Origin of the sequence: Streptomyces sp. NPDC090045, from assembly GCF_044747975.1 — a bacterium.
In the GTDB taxonomy this organism is placed as follows: Bacteria; Actinomycetota; Actinomycetes; order Streptomycetales; family Streptomycetaceae; genus Streptomyces.
On record NZ_JBIVFA010000013.1, the window covers coordinates 158,554 to 177,196 of the forward strand.

Consider the following 18,643-nt stretch of genomic DNA (forward strand, 5'->3'; position numbering starts at 1 on the left):
CGGGGCTCCATTTCCCGTCATACCGGCTGGAAGATCCACTCTTCCGCCGTACCCCCGCGGTAGCCTGGGCGGTGCCATCTCGCTGCCTGGGCGCGCATTGCCATGGGGGATGTTTTGGGGGATCCGGACCGCCGGCGGAAGACCGATCACCAGCAGGCATCCGACGACACGTCGGTGCACTTCCCCGCGCAGCTGAGACGTCTGCGGGTGCAACGCGGCCTGTCCCTCGCGGACCTCGCGCGGCAGACGCACTACAGCAAGGGCTATCTCAGCAAGATCGAGACCGGCTCGAAGCGCGTCACCGTCGACGTCGCGCGGCGCTGCGACGACGTGCTGCGGGCCGGAGGTGAACTGCTGGCGATGGTCCGGGAGACGGGAGCGCCCGACGCCGGCACCGAAGGCCCCGCCGACGCCGGGCCGCCGGCGGACGGCGGGTGTCCGTACCCCGGCCTGCCGGCCTTCACCGCGCGGGACGCCGAGTGGTTCTTCGGCCGCGAGCGGGCGACGGCCGACCTGGTCGAACGGGTCTTCGGGCGGGTCGGCGTCGGCCCGCTGATGCTGGTCGCCCCGTCGGGCGCGGGCAAGTCCTCGCTGCTCAACGCGGGTCTCGTACCGGCGCTGCGGCGCGGCGGCGGCTTCCCGATGCCGGGCGCCGACACGTGGCCGGTGGTGCGGTTCACTCCCACCGCGCATCCACTGGAGGAACTGCTCGACTGCACCTCGAAGGTCCTGGGCAGCGATCTCGGCATCACGGCACGGGAGTTGCGGGACCATCCGCACGCGCTGCTCGAAGCCGTCCACCGGCTGACGGAGCGGCCTCCGGCCGGTTCCGGGGACCGGCGGCCGCCTCCGCCCCGGCCGGTGCTGCTCGTCGACCAGTTCGAGGAACTGTTCACGCTCTGCTCCGACGAGGAGGAGCGGCGCGCGTTCGTCCGGGTGCTCTGCACCCTGGCCGCCTCCGGTCCGGCGCTGCCGGCCGCGCACGACCCCGCCGTCGTGGTGCTCGGCGTACGGGCGGACTTCTCCGGGAACTGTCTGGACCTTCCGGAGCTGGCCCCGGTCTTCACCGGCGGGCTGTTCGTCCTGCCCCCGATGTCCCTCGCGGAGCTCCGGGAATCGATCACCCGGCCCGCCGGACTCGCCGGTCTCACCCTCGAACCGGGCCTGGTCCCGCTGCTGCTGCGCGATGTCGGCCTGCGTGACGATCCGCCCGACCGTACGCCCTCGGGTGCGCTGCCCCTGGTCTCGCACGCGCTGAGGGCCACCTGGCAGCAGCGCGAGGGCTCCACCCTGACCGTCGCCGGGTACGAGCGCACCGGCGGCATCCAGGGGGCGATCGCCCGCACCGCCGAGGAGGTGTTCGCCCGCCTCTACCCGGCCGAGCAGAACACGCTGCGCCGCGTCCTGGTGCGGCTGGTGCACGTGGCCGACGGCACGGGCGCGGCGCGGCGCCGGATGAGCCGGACCGCGCTGATGGACCAACTGGCCGACGCGGGCCCCGCCGCGGCCGCGCTCGACACCTTCGTACGGGCCCGCCTGATCACCATGGACAGCGACACCGTCGAGATCACCCACGAGGCCCTGCTGCACGCCTGGCCACGGCTGCGCGGCTGGATCCACGCCGACCGGGCCGGGCTCCTGATCCACCAGCAGCTGGCCCACGCCGCCGCCGAGTGGGAGCGCGAGGGCCGGGACCCGTCGGCGCTCTACCGCGGGACCCGGCTGGACACCGCGCGCTCCTGGGCCGACGAGCTCGACGGCCGGAGCCGGCTCGGCCCCCTGGAGGCCGCCTTCCTCCGGGCCGGCCAGGAGGCGCACGACAGCCGCGAGCGGCAGGCCGGGCGCCAGGTGCGGCTGCGGCAGCGGATGCTGGCCACGCTCGTCGTCCTGCTGGTGCTCGCGGTGGGCGCCGGCGGCCTGGCCTACCAGCAGCGCGCGGGTGCCCTCGGCCAGGAGCGCGTCGCCCGTTCGCGGGCGCTCGCCCTGCAGTCGGCGGCGCTGGCCGCCGGCCAGCCGGAGGCGTCGATGCTGCTCGCCGGGGAGGCCTACCGGACCGCGCCGACGACCGAGGCCCGGGGCGCCCTGCTGAGCACCCAGTCCCAGCCGTTCATCGCCCGCCTGGGCGGGCACGGCGGGCCGGTCAACGCGGTGGCCTTCTCACCGGGCAACGGCGCGCTGGCGACGGCCAGTTCCGACGGCACGGTGACCCTGCGGCAGGTGGCCGACCGCCGCACCCTCGCGACCTTCACCATGCCCGGACGGGTCCGCGCGGTCGCCGTCAGCCCGGACGGGCGGACCCTCGCGGCGGCCTCCACGGACGGGCCGGCGCGCCTCTGGGACGCCGTGAGCCACCGTGCGACGGGGGTGCTCCCCGCGAGTACGGAGGGCGCCCGGGCGGTGGCCTTCGCCCCCGACGGGCGGACGCTGGCGGTCGCCGGCGCCGACGGGACGGTACGGCTGTGGGAGACCGCCGGGGACCACCGGGCCGTCGCCTCCCTCGCGGGCCACACCGGGCGGGTCAACGCCCTCGCGTACGCCGCGGACGGCCGGACGCTGGTCTCGGCTGGCGCCGACCGGACCGTACGGCTGTGGGATCCGGTGGACGCGCGTCCGCTGGCCGTGCTCACCGGGCACACCGACGAGGTGCTGGGGGCGGCGTTCGCCCCGGACGGCCGCACGGTCGCCACGGGAGGCGTCGACCGGACCGTACGGCTGTGGGACGTGGCCGCCCGGCGGACGGCCGCGACGCTGACCGGGCACAGCGACGACGTCAACGGCGTCGCCTACACCCCGGACGGAACCACGGTCGTCAGCGCGGGCGGGGACGGGACGACCCGGCTGTGGGACGTGGCCGGCGGCCGGCTGACGGCGACGCTCGCCGGGCACACCGACTACGTGCTCGGGGTGGCCGTGGACCAGCGCGGCGCGATGCTGGCCACCGCCGGTTTCGACCAGTCGGTGGTGCTGTGGGACCTGCGGGGCGCGGTGCTGGCCTCGCGGCCGTTCTCGGAGATCTGGCACGCCGCGTACAGCCCGGACGGAAAGCTGCTGGCCACCGCGGAAGCGGATCACATGGTCCGGCTGTGGGACGTGGCGGAGCGCCGGGTGCTCGCCACCTTCGAGGGTCACAGCGAGACGGTGTTCTCGGTGGCCTTCTCCCCCGACGGGCGGACCCTGGCCTCGGCCGGCTCGGACGGCACCCTACGGCTGTGGGACGTCGTGGCGGGCGGACCGTCCGCGACGCTCGCCGGGCTGGGCGGGACCGTCTTCGCCGTGGCCTTCTCCCCCGACGGGCGGACGCTCGCCTCGGCCGGCTCGGACGGCACCGTACGGCTGTGGGACGCCGTGGCGCGCCGCCCGATCGCCACGCTCCCCGGGCACACGGACTTCGCCAACGACGTGGCGTTCAGCCCCGACGGCCGCACCCTGGCGAGCGCCGGCGACGATCTGACGGTCCGTCTCTGGGACGTGGCCGGGCGCCGCCCGCTGGCCGCCCTCACCGGCCATACGGGTGCGGTCCGCGGGGTGGCCTTCAGCCCGGACGGCCTGACCCTCGCCAGCAGCGGCAACGACGGGACCGTACGGCTGTGGGACGCGCACCGCCACCGCTTCCGGGCGGCGCTGTCCGGCCACACCGGCTCCGCGCGGGGCATCGCCTTCTCCCCCGACGGGCGCACGCTGGCGAGCAGCGGCAACGACCGTACGGTACGGCTGTGGGACGTGACCGCACGCCGGACGGTGGCCACGCTGTCCGGCCACACGAGCGCGGTGTGGGGCGTGGTCTTCTCCCCCGACGGGCAGACGGTGGCCAGCAGCAGCACGGACGGCACCGTACGGCTGTGGAACCTGGACGTCGGGGCGCGGCTGGCGGCGATCGGGCGGCTGCGGGAGTGACCTGCCCGGCCCGACACCGCCCGCCGACCTCCGGGTGGTCTCGGAGGCCGGCGGTCCGTCGGGTCAGCTGTCGCGGACCGCGACGATGCCGTTGAAGACGCCGACGTACGCGGTGCCGTCGGGGCCGAGGGTGATCGGGGCCCAGTTGTTGTCGTAGAGCGGGCCGGTTCCGGTCAGCTGGCGCCAGCGGCGTTCACCGGTGCGGAAGTCCACGGCCGTGAGGTACCAGCCGTCGATGCCCCAGAAGTTGGGCTCCTTCTCGTAGAAGTAGAGCAGCCCGTTCGCGGTGGAGAGCTTCGGGACCACGGAGGGAGCGCGGATCGCGCTCTCCCACACCGTGTCGCAGCCGCTGCCGTCGGCCCGGACGTCGATGCGGGTCACGCCGCCCACGACCGACTTGCCCAGCAGCAGGGTGGTGGGGTTCTCGTAGCCGTAGTTGTTCTCGACGACGATGCTGTTGCCCCAGGCGATCAGGGAGTTGTCGGTGGTCGAGGCGCCGGAGCCGAACACCGGCACCTTGCAGACCAGCCGCCGGTCGGCCGGGACGTCGGTGCCCCGCTTGTAGACCAGGACGTTCATCCGGTCGTCGGCGTTGTCGGTGATGGCGACGTAGCCGTTGCCGAAGAGGTCCGGGGTGGTTCCCGAACCCTGGTTGACGGAACCGGGCTTGGCGGCGGTCCCGCGGTCGTACGTCTGGCGCCACTGCACCTCGGGGGTGCCGTCGGCGGCGGCGAGGAAGCTGTAGAGCGCGTGGTCGGAGACGATGGAGACGCCGTCCTCGGCGACCGAGAAGGAGTTCTGGATCTCCTCGCCCGGCAGCCGCACGGAGCGGATCACCGAGGTCGCCGGGTCCACGGTGCCGACCCGGCCCTGGCGGGTGACCCACCAGATGCGGCCGTCCCAGTCGGGCATCACGGAGGTGACGGGGTCGCACGTGCCACTGGGCCGCAGGTTGGTCCAGGTCACGCAGTCGTGCGGGACCTGGCCGGTGAGGTCCCAGTCGTCGTCGACCGTGAACTTCCAGCTCCCGTCGGGGCTCTGGGAGTGGGCGAGGCGCAGGATGTGCTGGCGGGAGTCGGCCAGCACGGCCCGGTCCTGGTCGTCCAGGTAGAAGTAGGCGCCGCCCGAGGTGTCCTTGAAGATCTTCGCGAAGTCGAGCGAGGTGATCGCCTCGACCGTCGAGGAGCGCTGCGGGAGCTGGTACTCCGCGAGCGTGGCGAGCGTGCGCGGCTCCAGGAGCTTGACCTTGAAGCCCGAGAAGGTGCCGCACACCGTGACGAGGCGGCCGCCCGCGTCGAAGGTGGCGGTGGCGCATTCGCCGCCCAGCGCGGCTATCTTCTCGCTGGTCACCTGCAGGTTCTTGCCGAGCGGCCCCGACCAGGGGGCCGTGGCGCTGCCCGCCGCGTCGGAGTGCATGCCGCTGCGGCCGTTGGGCGCGAGGTGGGGGTGCTGCGGCGGCGCCTCGCCGGGCAGCGGTGCGGCGGCCGCGGGGCTGCCGTCGTAGTGGCTGATCAGGCGGTGGCCGGGGGCCTTGGGTATCTCCTCGGCCTGAGCCGGCGAGCCGCCGTACATCACCGTGAAGGCGGCGACGACCGGCACCACGGCGCAGTTCAGCGCTCTTCGGAACATCCGGACTTCCTCCCTGTCTCTTCGGTCTTGTTGACATTGCGTCTGACATCGCGCCGCGGCCAGACGCTAGATCGCAGTGCCCGAGGAGTCCATGGATGCGCCGGATGATTCACGAAGGCGCAACAGAAGATCAAGCTCAGGGGTGGAGGCTGGAGACCACGTTCGCGGTGGCCGTCAGTCCGTTGTGGATGGTCGCGGCCATGCTGCTGCTCGCGAGGTAGAAGCCGAGCAGCACGCAGACCAGCGCGTGCGAGAACTTGAGCCCGCCGCTGCGCAGGAAGATCCAGGCGAGGATGAGGAGCAGGACGACCACGGAGAGGGAAATCACCATCGAAACCTCCTTACTCGCCGCCATGGTGGCGCAGGAGGGGGTGCCTTCGGGCGAAACACGTGTCCGCCGTACGGGTGTTGACCGTCCGTGACGGGCGGTCAGTCCTTGACGATCTCGTTCCAGTGGGTCGTGCGGCCGCACCAGCGACCGAGCAGCACCGGATCGTGGCCGACGGCGAGGAGTCCGGCCCCGCTCTCGGCGCGGTACTCCTCGACGACCGCGACGAGGGCGGCGGCGGTGGAGGCGTCCAGCATCGCGGTCATCTCGTCGCACACCAGCCAGCGCGGCCGCAGCACCATCGCGCGTGCCAGGCAGGCGCGTTGCAGCTGGCCGTCGCTGACCTCGTGGGGACGGCGGGCGAGCAGGTCCGCGCCGAGGCCGACCCGCTCCGCCAACTCGGGCACCCGTACCGCCACATCCTCGCGCCGGCCCGTCGCGCGGAGGGGTTCGGCCACGAGGTCGCGCAGTCGCAGGCGGGGGTCCGCGGAGAGCCGGGGCTGCTGGAAGACCACGCCGACCGCGGTGCGCAGGGAGCGCGGGGCCCGGTGGGAGAAGCCGGTCACGGCGCGGCCGTCGAAGGCGACGGTCCCCCGGTCGGGACGGTGCAGCAGGGCGGCGACCCGGGCCAGGGTGGACTTGCCGCAGCCGCTCGGCCCGAGCAGGCCGAGCGACTCGCCGGGCCGCAGGGTCAGGTGTGCGCCCCGGACCACGGGGGCGCGGCGGTCGTAGCCCGCGGTGATGTCCTTGAGCTCAAGCACGGTGGCAGGCCACCCCTTCGGTGAGCACGGGCCGCCGGCTGCGGCAGACCTGGTCGGCGGCCGCGCACCGGGCGGCGAAGGCGCAGCCCGGCGGGAGCGCGCCCAGCTCGGGCGGCGCCCCGGGGACGGGCTTGAAAGCACGTTCGGGGAGGGCGTCGAGGAGGCCCCGGGCGTAGGGGTGGCGGGGACCGGGAGTGCCGAAGAAGGACTCGGCCGGACCGGTTTCGACGATCCTCCCGGCGTACATGACGGCGACGGTGTCGGCGATCCGCTCGGCCGCCGCGAGGTCGTGCGTGATCATCAGCAGGGCGCGGCCGGCGTCACGGGTGTGGGCGCGCAGTTCGTCGACGGTGCGCCGGACCAGGTCGCGGTCGAGGCCGGTGGTCGGCTCGTCGGCGATGAGCAGCGGCGCGTCGCCGACGAGGGCGAGGGCGGTGGCGGCCCGCTGGGCGAGCCCGCCGGAGAGTTCGTGCGGGTGGTGGTCGAGGTGGGTGGCGGGGAAGGCGGCCCGCGCGCCGGCCGCCTCCGCCGCCGCGCGCAGGGCGGCCTTGCCGAACCGCTTGCGACGGGCGGGCCGGCCGGATGCGCCGGGGGCGGGCGCCCGGTCGGTGTCTGCGGCCAGTTCGCGCACGGTTTCCTGCAGGTGGGCGCGAATGGTGCGGACCGGGGTGAGGTGCGCGGCCGGGCTCTGCGGGACCAGCCCGATGCGCCGGCCCCGTACGGCACGGGCCAGGGTGCGCTCGTCGGCGGCGAGCACGTCCAGGCCGTCGGCGAGCCGGGCCGACCCCGCGGTCTCGGCGTTGCCGGGCAGCAGGCCGAGCAGGGCGGAGGCGAGGACGGACTTGCCGCAGCCGCTCTCGCCGACCAGGGCGAGGCACTCCCCGGGCGCCAGGGAGAAGGTGACGCCGGTGACGGCCTCGACGTACCGGCCCGCCGGCATGCGGAAGCGGACGGAGAGCCCGTCGACGCGCAGGACGGGCCCGGCCGGGCCGGGGCGGGGACCGTCGGCCCCGGCGGAGCGTGCGGTGACGGGGGGCGCGGGGGTCACAGCGTCAGCTCCGAGCGGCGGCGGGGGTTCAGGCGCTCGCGCCAGGCGCCCGCGAGGCCGGCGATGGCCAGTGTCGGGACGATCAGGAGGAGGCCGGGGAAGAGGGTGGGCCACCAGTCGCCGGCGAGCAGCGAGCCGCGGGCGCTCTGGACGAGGCTGCCCAGGCTCGCCTGGTGGGCGGGGAGCCCCAGGCCCAGGAACGACAGGGCTGACTCGTGCCACATGGCGTGCGGGATCATCAGCACCGCGGCGAGGCCCGCCTGGGGCAGGACACCCGGCACCAGGTGGCGTACGGCGACCCGCCACCGGGAGGCGCCGCCGGAGACGGCCGCGTCCACGTAGGGGCGACCGCGCAGGGACAGGACCTCCGCGCGGACGATGCGGGCCGTCGACAGCCAGTGGGTGACGGCCACGGAGACCACCACCGGCCAGACGCCCGGCCGGAACATCGCCACGATGAAGATGCCGAGGAGCAGGTGCGGGATCGCGGACAGGGTGTCCACGGCCCGCATCACCACCCGGTCCGTCCAGCCGCCCAGCGCGCCTGCGGCCGCGCCCACCGCCGTACCGATCACGGTGGCGACCAGGGCGGCCACCAGGCCGACGAGGAGGGAGACCCGCAGCCCGTACACGCAGCGCAGCAGCAGGTCGCGGCCGACGTCGTCGGTGCCGAAGGGATGGGTCCACGAGGGCGGTTGGAGCTTTGCCGACAAGTCGACCGCCTGCTGGTCCAGCTGCGCCAGCGGGGGAACGACCAACACCGCCAGCACGATCACCACCATCACCGCCGCCGACGTGCGCACGCGCAGGGTGCGGGTGGAGCGCCGGGTGCGCCCGGCCGGGCGCCACGCCATCCCGGTCGTCGAGCCCGCCGGAGTCGAGGAGGTCGCCGAAGTCGCCGGAGTGTCAGCCATCGAAGCCCACCCTCGGGTCGGCCAGCCCGTACAGCAGGTCGGACAGCAGGTTCCCGGCCAGCACCGCCGCCGTGGCCAGCACCGTGAGGGCCGCGAGCAGCGGGAAGTCCACCGAGGTGGCCGCCTGTACGGTCGCCGCCGCGATGCCCGGCCAGCTGAAGACGGTCTCCACCAGCAACGCGCCGGTGATCAGCTCCGGCACCCGGGAGCCGATCAGCGTGAGCATCGGCAGCATGCCGGAGCGGAGCCCGTGCCCGAGCAGGATGCTGCGCTCGGCGAGGCCGCGCGCCCGGGCCCCGCGTACGGGGTCCTCCGCCAGCGCGTCGGCCACGCCCTGGCGGACGTACAGGAAGAACCAGGGGAGTTGGGAGGCGCCCAGCACCAGGGCGGGCAGGACCAGGTGCGAGGCGACCTGCCCGAAGGTGACGGTGTCGCTGCCGGCGTCCGTCAGACCGCCCGAGGGCAGCGCCCCGAGCCGGACCGAGAAGAACCAGATGACCAGCAGACCGAGCCAGAAGGCCGGGGCGGCCTCCAGGGTGTAGGCGAGCGAGGACACGAGCCGGTCCAGCGGGCCGCCCGGCCGGCGGGCGGCCAGCACCCCGAGCACCGTGCCGGCCAGTACCGCCACGGCGAACGCGCAGGCGGCGAGCAGTGCCGACCACCCCACCCGCTCCCCGATGACGTCGGCGACGGGCTGGCGCATGACGGAGGAGGTCCCGAGGTCGCCGGTGACCGCCGAGGTGAGCCAGTCCCACCAGCGCGGGACCAGGGCCCGGTCGACGCCGAGGTTGGTACGGAGCTGGTCGAGTTCGGCCTGCGAGGCGGTGAGCCCCGCGCTGCCGGCGTAGGCCTTCACGGGGTCGAAGGGGGAGAGCGCGGCGATGGCGAAGACGCCGAAGGTGACGGCGAGCAGGACCGGGGCGGCGAGGAGCGTCCGCCGCCCCGCCATGCGCGCCATCGGCCCCCAGGGGAGGCTCACTTGTCCTTCGGCTTCCAGCTCTCCACGTTCCACCAGGGGCCGGAGCCGAGGCCGTGGTCGTGCGGCTCGACCTGGGTGGTGAGCCCTTCCCAGCGGTCGTTCACGACGTACAGGTGGTCGATGTGGGTGAGGAAGACGTAGCCGGGGTTCTTGACGAGCTCGCGCTGCACCGTGTCGTACGCAGCCTTGCGCACGGCCGGGTCGCCGCTCCTGCGGGCCTCGTCGAGGGCCTTGTCGACGGTCGGGTTGTCGTACCGGGCCATGTTGTTGAAGCCGTCCCCGCCGAGGGAGGAGGTGAGCAGCAGGTACTGGTCGAAGTCGGGGTCGGCCGGGGAGCCGCCGCCCGCGAGGACGGCGTCGGTCTTCATCCGGGGCTCGATGACCTCCCAGGTCCCGGCCTCCGTCCTGACCTCGATGCCGGCCTTCTTCGCGTCGGAGGCGAAGGCGAGCGCGTGGTCCTGGCGGATCTTGTCGCCGGAGGTGTACCAGAGCGGGAAGGAGGCGCGGACCCCGTCCTTGACGCGGATGCCGTCCTCGCCCGCCTTCCAGCCGGCGTCGTCGAGGATCCGCTTCGCCCGGTCGAGGTCGTGACGGCGCTCGGTACCGGCCGTGAACCACGGGCTGTCGGTCGGCACCGGGCCGAAGGCGGGCTTGCCCGCGCCCTCCAGGAGCTTGTCGACCATGGCCGTGCGGTCCACGGCGATGTCCAGCGCCTGCCGGACCGCCACGTCGCCGGTGACCTGGTGGTGCGTCGGCAGGGTCACGTTGCGGTAGTCGAAGGTCTTGGCGTCGTGGGTGCGGCGCGCGGCGTCCTTCTCGAAGCCCTCGGCGAGGTTCGGCGGGAGGATCGCCCCGTCCAGTTCGCCGGAGCGCAGCCGGGTGGCGCGTACGTCGTCGTCCTTGACGACGGCCATGGTGAACTTCTTCACCGCGGGCTCGCCGCCCCAGTAGCCGGGGTTGGCCTTGAAGCTGAGCTTCTCGCCCTTGGACCAGGCGGTGAGCACGTACGGGCCGGTGCCGACGGGCCTGGTGGTGAAGTCACCGCTGTTGACGTCCTGCTTGCCCGCGATGTGCTCGGGGGCGATCGGCAGCACGGTGCGCTCGGCGAAGGGGGCGTAGGGGTACTTCAGGGTGAAGACGACGGTGTCCTCGCCGCGCGCCTCGACGCCCTCGATCGCGTCCAGCTCGGTCTTGGAGGCGTTGTTCGTCTTCGCGTCGAGGATCGTCCGGTACGTGAAGACGACGTCCTTGGCGGAGAAGGGCGCCCCGTCGCTGAACTTCACTCCCCCGCGCAGCTTGTAGGTGTAGGTGCGCCCGTCCGCGGAGACCTCCGGCAGGGCCTCGGCCAGGGCGGGCTTCAGCTTCATGTCCGCGTCGTGCGTGAGCAGTCCGTCGAAGACCTTCGAGTTGCCGTCCTTGCCGTAGCCCAGCAGCGGGCTGAGGCTCTCCGGCTCGGTCGCGATGCCGACCACCACCGCGTCGTCGCCGCCCGCGCCGGTGGCGCCGGGGGTGGAACAGGCCGCCACGCCCGTGATGAGTGCGGCGGCCAGGGTCGCCCTGGCCGCTCCCCGTACTGTCCGGGCCGTCATGCTGTGCACATCCCTGTTCAAAATCATCTGTTATTGCAAAGAGCTGGCAATAATGCCAGACAGCATCGGAAGAAGACGAACCGGGGCACATCGCCGGCGCCCGGGCGCAGGGGTCTTGCCGGGCCCGCGCCGCTCGTGCCATATATGTCTAGACCTTTACGGCAGCGGAGGAAGGCACCCCGTGCGACGCAGAGCCGCCCCCACGCTCGCCCTCCGCCTGATCCTCACCGGTCTCGCCGGTCTCACGGGCCTGACCGCGTGCACCGCGCCCGACACCGAACCCCCGCCCGCCCCGGCCGGACTCACCGCCCAGGCGGGCAGCGCCACCACCGTGCACGTCATGTGGAACGCGGCGGCGGACCGGGACGGGGTGACCGGCTACCGGGTCTTCGAGGGGGACCGGCTGGTCCGCGAACTCCCGGCCGGGCAGACCATGGTGGACGTCACCGGCCTCGCCCCGCAGACCGGTTACGCCTTCACGGTCCGGGCCGAGGACGCCGCCGGGAACCTCTCCGAGCCCGCCCCGGCCGCCCGGACGACCACCCCGGCGGCCAAGGCCGAGGACCACACTGCGCCCACCGCCCCGGCCACGACCACCGGCCGCGCGACCGGGCCCCGGGCCGCCGCGCTGTCCTGGACCGCGGCGACCGACGACACGGGCGTGACGGCGTACGACGTCTACCAGGGCGGCGTCCGGATCCACACCGCCGGTCCCGGCGAGAGCGGCACCGCGCTGAGCGGGCTCCGCCCCGACACCGTCTACACCTTCACCGTCCGGGCCCGGGACGGGGCCGACAACTCCTCCCCCGACGGGCCGGCCGTGGACGTGACGACCCCGCCCGCCTCCGGCGAAGGGCCGGGCACCGCCCCCGCCGAGTTCGCCGCGGCCGCCTCGCCGGGGGCCGTCACGCTCACCTGGACCGCACCGGACACGGGCCGCGAAACCACCGAGTACGAGCTGTACGTCAACGGACGCGCCACCACCGTCATCCAGTTCGGTGCCGGCGCCGTACCCAGCGGCCGGGTGGAGCACCGGCTCACGGTGGCGGAGCCGACCGGCACCGAATGGGCCGTAAAACTGCGGGCCAGGCTGCCCGACGGCAACTGGGGCGCCTTCTCCGCGGAGCGGCGGATCACCCTCGTGGCGTGAAATTACGGCACCGATCCGGCCCGAACGGCACGGTCGGATAAGAAGATCACGCACAATACATCCGTGTTCGGTGAGTACTCGGTCAATGACAATCAGCCAGAATCCGCGGACGACGACCCCCCTCCGGGCTCCTGCGTGCCGGGGAACCTGCCGCCGGAACCGGCGAGCTTCGTGGGCCGGGAACGCGAACTCCGGCTCCTCGGCGACCTGTTGCACGAGCGGAGGCTGATCACCCTCACGGGGGTGGGCGGGGTCGGCAAGTCCCGGCTCGCGCTGCGGGCCGTCGCCGATCCCCGCCGGCTCCGGCCCGACGGCGTCTGGTGGGTGGAGCTGTCGCCGCTGCGCGATCCCGGCCTGCTCACCGCGACCGTCGCGCACGCCGTCGGCCTCGCCGACCACTCCCCGCGCCCGCTCGACGAGGAGTTGTGCGCGTGGATGGCCGACCGGCGGCTCCTCCTCGTCCTGGACACCTGCGAGCACCTGGTGGCCGCCTGCCGCCACCTGGTCGGCGAACTCCTGCAGTCCGCACCGGGGCTGACGGTCCTGATCACCTCCCGTGAGCCGCTCGGCTGCCCGACCGAGGAGGTCCTCGAGGTGCGGCCGCTGCCCTGCGAGGGACCCGAAAGCGACGCCCTCGCCCTCTTCCGGGCCCGCGCCCTCGCCGCGACCCCGCAGGCGGCGGCCGTCTTCGCCGATCCCGTACGGACCGCACTCGCGGCCGAGGTGTGCCGGCGGCTGGACGGCATCCCGCTCGCGCTGGAACTCGCGGGCGCCCGGCTGCGGTTGTGGACGCTGGAGCAGACGGCCGAGCGGATCGGCGAGCGCTTCGAGGTGCTGTCGGGCGTCCGGGCCGCCCTGCCGACCCGGCACCAGACCATGCGGACCACGATCGGCTGGAGCCACGAACTGTGCGAGCCGCTGGAACGGCTGCTCTGGGCCCGGCTCTCCGTCTTCACCGGCGACTTCGACGTGGCCGCGGCCCGCGCGGTCTGCGCGGGCGGCCCGCTGCCCGCCGCCCGGGTGGAGCGGGTCCTGGCGGGGCTGGCCGCCAAGTCGGTGGTCCTGCGCACCGACGAGCGGGGGGCCGGCGCCCGCTACCGCATGCTCGACACGATCCGCGAGTACGGGCACGACTGGCTCGGCGAGCTCGGCGAGGCACGGCTCCTGAGCGACCGGCACGCCCACTGGTACGCGGCGCTCTCCCAGGCCGCCGACCGGGGCTGGCTGGGCCCGGGGCAGGTGGACTGGTACCGCAGGATCACCGCCGAGCACGCGCAGCTGCGCACGGCCCTGGAGCACCTGCTCACCGCCGACCCGACGGCGGCCCTGGAGATGGCCGGGGCGCTGTGGTTCTACTGGTTCGCCTGCGGGCACGTGCACGAGGGCCGGGCCTTCCTGGAACGGACGCTGCGGGCCGCTCCGCCAACGGGGGCCGCGTACAACCAGGCCCAGTGGGCCCTCGGGCTCACCCTGCTGCTCCAGGGCGACATGGACGCGGCCGGGCGGATCGCCGAGGAGTGCACGCGGGACGCGGCCCGGCTCGCGGATCCCGAGCGGGAGCTGCGTGCGGCCTATCTGCAGGCGGTGTCGGTCCTCATGCCCGGGAATCCCGTACGGGCGCTGGTGCTGGCCGGTCCACGGGCCAGGGCGGGCCACGGCGGGCGGACGAGCGGTCCGGGCTGGCTGCTGTGCAAGCTGGCCACCGGCTACGCCCTGTGCGACCAGGGGCGGTTCGAGGAGGCGACCGACGAGGCACGGGCCCTGCGGGAGACGTGCGCGGAGCTGGGCGAACGCTGGCTGCGGGCGTACGCGGACTACATCCTGGCGGTGGCCGCGCTGGGCCTGGGCGACCACGGGGAGGCGGCCCGGCACGTGCGGGCGATGCTCTCCGGCAAACGGCTGCTGGGCGACCGCTTCGGCATCGCGCTGGGCCTGGACCTGCTGGCCGCGGCGGTGGCCGGGCTGGGCGACGGGGAACTGGCGGCGCGCCTGCTGGGCACCGGGCACGCCTGGTGGCGCACGGTGGGCCGGCCGCAGATGGGCTCGCCCTCGCTGACGGCCCTGCGGGACCAGGGCGAGCGGCAGGCCCGGGCCGCGATCGGCGACGCCGCGTACGAGACGGCGTTCCTGGGCGGCGCGGCGACGCCCACCGGCTGAGCAGCGGCCGGTGGACGCTGTGCGTACTGGATCGGCTTCGTCGGGGCTCCCGTCAGTACGGGAGGGGTCTGCCCGACGGTGTGCGCAGGTCCAGGTCTCGAGGGGCGGGCTTGGGGACGGGCTTGCGGATCAGCTGCTGGCGCATGCTGCCTCCTCGCTCAGACCAGGGCCGGGCGGCGGGGTTCCACCGTGCGGCTGTCGGGGAGCAGTTCACCGGTGTCGTCGAAGATCACGACCCCGTTGCACAGCAGGCTCCAGCCCTGTTCGGGGTGGGAGGCCACGATGCGGGCGGCGTCGTGATCGGCGCTGTCGGCGGATGGGCAGGGTGGCTGGTGGGAGCACATGGCGCACCTCCTCGCAAAGTGGGGCGGGAGGGCCGGTGGTCACCCGGTCGATTCCGCGATCCACGGTGGCTGGTGAGTATTGCTGATCGCCACCCCTGGGCGGAACCCATATTCGCCGCCCAGTTCAGGGTGTGTATGCCCGATTACCATGCGCTCATGCCCGGTATCCGGATCGTTCACCGCACGTCCCGGCCGCCCGCCGAGACCTGGCTGCGGCTCACTGACTGGGAGCGCCACGGCTCGCAGGTCCCCTTCACGCAGACGATCATCGACACCGCGCCCCCGACGCACGTCGGAACGATCTTCACCGCGCGCACGGGTGTGGGCAGGATCACTTTCGACGATCCCATGGAGGTCGTGTTCTGGCAGCCCCCGGCGGAGGGATCGCCGGGGCTGGTCCGCCTGGAGAAGCGCGGCCGGTCCGTGACGGGCTGGGCGGAGATCGAGACCCGGCCCCTCGCCTCGGGCGGCACGGAGGTCCACTGGCGCGAGGAACTGCGCCTGCGCGGCCTCCCCCGCGCCCTGGACCCCCTGGTCGCGGCGGCGGGCCGGTTCCTCTTCGGGCGGGCCCTCGCCCGGCTGCTGCGCCCCTGAGGACGCGGGCTAGGGTGCCGTGATCACCGCGCCGGTGATCACCAAGCGACCGAGGAGACTTCCGTGGCCACTCCGCCACCGCCGCAGCAGGGCGCCGGGGGCCCGTACAGCCCGGCGGGCCCCTACGGCACCGCGGGCCCGTACGGCCCGGCGGGCCCGTACGCATCGCAGCAGCCGAACGCGGCCGGCGGCCCCGTGTTCACCGGACCGCAGCAGCCGTACGGCGCGTACGGGGCCCACCCGCAGCCGGGCCGGTACGGCTGCGCCCTGTGCGGGGCCTGGCCGGCCGCGCCCGCGACCGTACGCGGCCACCAGGGCATGATCGTGCTGATGCGGTCCCTGAGCATGCGCGGGCCGTTCTGCCGCGACTGCGGACTCGCCACCTACCGCCGCATGTCCTCGGACACCCTGTGGCAGGGCTGGTGGGGTCCGCTCTCCTTCTTCATCACGCCGGTGACCCTGCTGATGAACCTCGGCCCGCGCGCGGCCTTCCGCCGGCTCGCTCCCCCGGCGGGCGGCTTCCGCCCGCCGCTCGACCCGGGCAGGCCGATGTGGCGCCGGGTGCCGGTTCTGCTCTTCCTCGTCCCGTTGCTGCTGCTCTTCCTCGCGATCCCGACCCTGGTCGTGATCGGCGCGGTGGTCGGGGACGACACGCCGCGCCCGTTGACCTCCGGACAGTGCGTGCGCAACAAGGGCGACTGGACGGACCAGAAGCTCGTCGTGACGGACTGCGGCTCCCCGGCCGCCGAGTACCGGGTGCGCCGGCCCACGGCCACCACCGGGCCCTGCGCCGCGGGCGACTACCTGGCCCGCCCCGAGTACAGCCCCGACGGCACCCTCAACTGCCTGACACCGCTGCACTGAGGTGGGGGGGTGGGGTGCGGGGCAGCACCCCGCACCCCCGACCGAGGCCCAGCGCCTAGCGCCTAGCGCCTAGCGCCTAGCGGATCGGCATGCCGGAGATCGTGCGGGCGATCACCAGCCGCTGGATCTCGCTGGTCCCCTCGAAGATGGTGTAGATCGCGCTGTCCCGGTGCATCCGCTCCACCGGGTACTCGCGGGTGAAGCCGTTGCCGCCGAGGATCTGGACCGCCTGCGCGGTGACCTTCTTGGCCATCTCGCTCGCGAACAGCTTCGACATCGAGCCCTCGGCCGAGTCGAACGGCCGGCCCGCGACCGCCATCCAGGAGGCCCGCCACACCAGCAGCCGGGCCGCGTCGATCTGCGTCCGCATGTCGGCGAGCTGGAAGGCCACGCCCTGGTTGTCGATGATCGGGCGGCCGAACTGGGTACGGGTCTTCGCGTAGTCGAGGGCGACCTCGTACGCCGCGCGCGCGGTGCCCACGGCCATCGCGCCGACCGCCGGCCGGGAGGCCTCGAAGGTGGCCATGGCCGCGTTCTTCACGCGCTCCCCGCCGCCGCTGCGGGCGCGCTCGTGGGCCCGCGCGAGCCGCTCGTCCAGCTTCTCCTTGCCGCCGAGCAGGCAGGAGCCGGGGATCCGTACGTCCTCCAGCACCACCTCGGCGGTGTGCGAGGCGCGGATGCCGTGCTTCTTGAACTTCTGGCCCTGGGACAGCCCGGGGGTGTTCGGCGGCACGATGAAGGAGGCGTGCCCCTTGGTGCCGAGCTCGGGGTCGACGACGGCCACGACGATGTGGACGTTGGCGATGCCGCCGTTGGTCGCCCAGGTCTTGGTGCCGTTGAGCACCCACTCGTCCTTGGCCTGGTCGTAGACCGCGCGGGTGCGCATGGAGCCGACGTCGGAGCCGGCGTCCGGCTCGGAGGAGCAGAAGGCGGCGACCTTCACGTCGTCCGGGGTGCCGTACATCTGCGGGATCCAGGTGCCGATCTGCTCCTCGGTGCCGTTGGCGACGACGCCGATGGCCGCGAGTCCGGTGCCGACGATGGACAGGGCGATGCCGGCGTCGCCCCAGAAGAGCTCCTCCATCGCCATCGGGATGCCGAGGCCCGTCGGGTCGAAGAACTGCTGGGCGTAGAAGTCCAGGGAGTAGATGCCGACCTTGGCGGCCTCCTGGATGACGGGCCAGGGAGTCTCTTCGCGCTCGTCCCATTCGGCGGCCGCGGGGCGCATCACATCGGCGGCGAAGCCGTGGATCCAGTCCCGTACCTGCTTCTGGTCGTCGTTCAGCTCCATGGTGAACTCCGCCATGTCCCCTCCACCTGTCTGTACTCGTCCATGCGGAAGTTACTAGCGGTAACCTACGCGGAGACCACAGTCTGTTACCGGCGAGTAAGTGCTGTCAAGCGGGGAAGATCCGGACACCGGCACCCGGCGGGACGGCCGCCGATTCAATCGCCGGGGTGTACCGGGTGTTACGTTGCGTGGGCGTCACGCACATCGCAAGGGCGGGGAGAGAAACACGTCATGGAGACCACTCAGCAGGCCGGCGAAACGGGAGCGGCCGAGCGCCGCCGTCGGGAACTGCTCGAAGCCGCCGACCGGGTCGTGCTCAGGGACGGCCCGAAGGCCTCCATGAACGCCATCGCGGCGGAGGCCGGCATCACCAAGCCCATCCTGTACCGGCACTTCGGGGACAAGGCGGGCCTCTACCAGGCGCTCGCCGTGCGCCACACCGACGCCCTGCTCGACTCGCTGCGGGCCGCGCTCGACGCCCCCGCCGAGCGGCGCCGCCGGGTGGAGTCGACCCTCGACACCTACCTCGCCGCCATCGAGGCCCGCCCGCAGGTCTACCGCTTCCTCATGCACCCGGCCGAGGACTCCCACAGCGCGGAGCGCGGCTTCGACGTCGGGCTCCACTCGGCGCCGCTGCTGCGCCGGCTCGGCGAGGAACTGGCCGAGGTGATCGGCGAGCGGGTGGACCTCGGGCCCGGCGGCGAACGGCTGGCCCGGGTCTGGGGCCACGGCATCGTCGGCATGATGCACGCGGCCGGTGACTGGTGGCTGGGCGAGCGGCCCTGCGAGCGCGCGGAGCTCGTCGCCGGCCTCACGGACCTCCTCTGGGGCCGCCTCTCCTCGGCCGGCAACCGCGTAGACGGCCCGGGCTTCTAGGTTTCAGCCTCGCCGGCCCCCTTCTTCGGTTCGCCCCGAGCCAATCCAGCCTCGCCGGCGTTTGAGGCGCGGGGTCTGGGGCGGAGCCCCAGGAACCCGGCTCCGCCGGGCAGGGGGGGGGGGGGCGCCCCCCCCCCCGCCCCCCCCCCCCCCGCGGCGCGGGGCCGCCCCGCGCCCCCCCGGGGGCCGGGCGGGCGGGCGCCCGCCGCGGCCGCGCGGGGGGGC

At 73.9% G+C, this 18,643-nt stretch carries 15 protein-coding genes; 6 read left to right on the plus strand and 9 right to left on the minus strand.

Going from position 1 to position 18,643, the window contains the following annotated elements; translation table 11 throughout:
- The first annotated feature begins 102 nt into the window (after window positions 1-102).
- Window positions 103-3,894: a helix-turn-helix domain-containing protein gene (locus tag ACIPYQ_RS29840; protein ID WP_401256904.1), complete on the plus strand. Its 3,792-nt coding sequence runs from the start codon at window positions 103-105 to the stop codon at window positions 3,892-3,894.
- Window positions 3,895-3,957: 63 nt separating this feature from the next.
- On the opposite strand, the gene ACIPYQ_RS29845 is transcribed toward ACIPYQ_RS29840, so the two are convergent.
- From ACIPYQ_RS29845 to ACIPYQ_RS29875, 7 genes are all read right to left on the minus strand, one after another.
- Window positions 3,958-5,523 carry a hypothetical protein gene (locus ACIPYQ_RS29845; protein WP_401256906.1) on the minus strand — a complete coding sequence of 522 codons (1,566 nt, stop codon included), beginning with the start codon at window positions 5,521-5,523 and terminating at the stop codon, window positions 3,958-3,960.
- Window positions 5,524-5,659: 136 nt separating this feature from the next.
- A complete protein-coding gene (locus ACIPYQ_RS29850) occupies window positions 5,660-5,854 on the minus strand; it encodes a hypothetical protein (protein WP_362237703.1) in 195 nt (64 codons plus the stop codon).
- A gap of 98 nt (window positions 5,855-5,952) precedes the next feature.
- Window positions 5,953-6,612 carry an ABC transporter ATP-binding protein gene (locus ACIPYQ_RS29855; protein ID WP_401256908.1) on the minus strand — a complete coding sequence of 220 codons (660 nt, stop codon included), beginning with the start codon at window positions 6,610-6,612 and terminating at the stop codon, window positions 5,953-5,955.
- Complete coding sequence (locus tag ACIPYQ_RS29860) at window positions 6,605-7,552, minus strand: oligopeptide/dipeptide ABC transporter ATP-binding protein (RefSeq protein ID WP_401257093.1); 948 nt, start codon at window positions 7,550-7,552, stop codon at window positions 6,605-6,607. The genes ACIPYQ_RS29855 and ACIPYQ_RS29860 overlap by 8 nt, the downstream gene beginning before the upstream one ends.
- A 104-nt stretch (window positions 7,553-7,656) precedes the next feature.
- Window positions 7,657-8,574 (minus strand): ABC transporter permease, encoded by a 918-nt coding sequence (locus ACIPYQ_RS29865; RefSeq protein ID WP_401256910.1) that lies wholly within the window; start codon window positions 8,572-8,574, stop codon window positions 7,657-7,659.
- Window positions 8,567-9,532 (minus strand): ABC transporter permease, encoded by a 966-nt coding sequence (locus tag ACIPYQ_RS29870; protein WP_401257095.1) that lies wholly within the window; start codon window positions 9,530-9,532, stop codon window positions 8,567-8,569. The genes ACIPYQ_RS29865 and ACIPYQ_RS29870 overlap by 8 nt, the downstream gene beginning before the upstream one ends.
- Before the next feature lie 17 nt (window positions 9,533-9,549).
- Entirely contained in the window at window positions 9,550-11,142 is a 1,593-nt protein-coding gene (locus ACIPYQ_RS29875; RefSeq protein WP_401256912.1) for an ABC transporter substrate-binding protein, read from the minus strand.
- 181 nt (window positions 11,143-11,323) lie between these two features.
- On the opposite strand from ACIPYQ_RS29875, the gene ACIPYQ_RS29880 reads away from it, so the two are divergent.
- Both ACIPYQ_RS29880 and ACIPYQ_RS29885 read left to right on the plus strand, forming a co-directional pair.
- Window positions 11,324-12,292 (plus strand): fibronectin type III domain-containing protein, encoded by a 969-nt coding sequence (locus ACIPYQ_RS29880; RefSeq protein ID WP_401256914.1) that lies wholly within the window; start codon window positions 11,324-11,326, stop codon window positions 12,290-12,292.
- A 63-nt stretch (window positions 12,293-12,355) separates the two neighbouring features.
- Window positions 12,356-14,449: an ATP-binding protein gene (locus tag ACIPYQ_RS29885; RefSeq protein WP_401256916.1), complete on the plus strand. Its 2,094-nt coding sequence runs from the start codon at window positions 12,356-12,358 to the stop codon at window positions 14,447-14,449.
- Window positions 14,450-14,607: 158 nt separating this feature from the next.
- Here ACIPYQ_RS29885 and ACIPYQ_RS29890 read toward each other — a convergent pair whose 3' ends face one another.
- Window positions 14,608-14,793 carry a DUF5999 family protein gene (locus tag ACIPYQ_RS29890; RefSeq protein ID WP_319730935.1) on the minus strand — a complete coding sequence of 62 codons (186 nt, stop codon included), beginning with the start codon at window positions 14,791-14,793 and terminating at the stop codon, window positions 14,608-14,610.
- A 156-nt stretch (window positions 14,794-14,949) separates the two neighbouring features.
- Here ACIPYQ_RS29890 and ACIPYQ_RS29895 point away from each other — a divergent pair, with 156 nt between their 5' ends.
- Window positions 14,950-15,387: an SRPBCC family protein gene (locus tag ACIPYQ_RS29895; RefSeq protein ID WP_401256918.1), complete on the plus strand. Its 438-nt coding sequence runs from the start codon at window positions 14,950-14,952 to the stop codon at window positions 15,385-15,387.
- 63 nt (window positions 15,388-15,450) lie between these two features.
- Window positions 15,451-16,251 (plus strand): hypothetical protein, encoded by an 801-nt coding sequence (locus ACIPYQ_RS29900; RefSeq protein WP_401256920.1) that lies wholly within the window; start codon window positions 15,451-15,453, stop codon window positions 16,249-16,251.
- 76 nt (window positions 16,252-16,327) lie between these two features.
- Here ACIPYQ_RS29900 and ACIPYQ_RS29905 read toward each other — a convergent pair whose 3' ends face one another.
- The gene (locus ACIPYQ_RS29905; RefSeq protein ID WP_401256922.1) at window positions 16,328-17,557 is read right to left on the minus strand and encodes an acyl-CoA dehydrogenase family protein; all 1,230 of its coding nucleotides are present in this window, start codon (window positions 17,555-17,557) and stop codon (window positions 16,328-16,330) included.
- Window positions 17,558-17,773: 216 nt separating this feature from the next.
- On the opposite strand from ACIPYQ_RS29905, the gene ACIPYQ_RS29910 reads away from it, so the two are divergent.
- Window positions 17,774-18,418, plus strand: a complete 645-nt coding sequence (locus tag ACIPYQ_RS29910) for a TetR family transcriptional regulator (RefSeq protein WP_401256924.1) — start codon at window positions 17,774-17,776, stop codon at window positions 18,416-18,418.
- Window positions 18,419-18,643 lie beyond the last annotated feature (225 nt).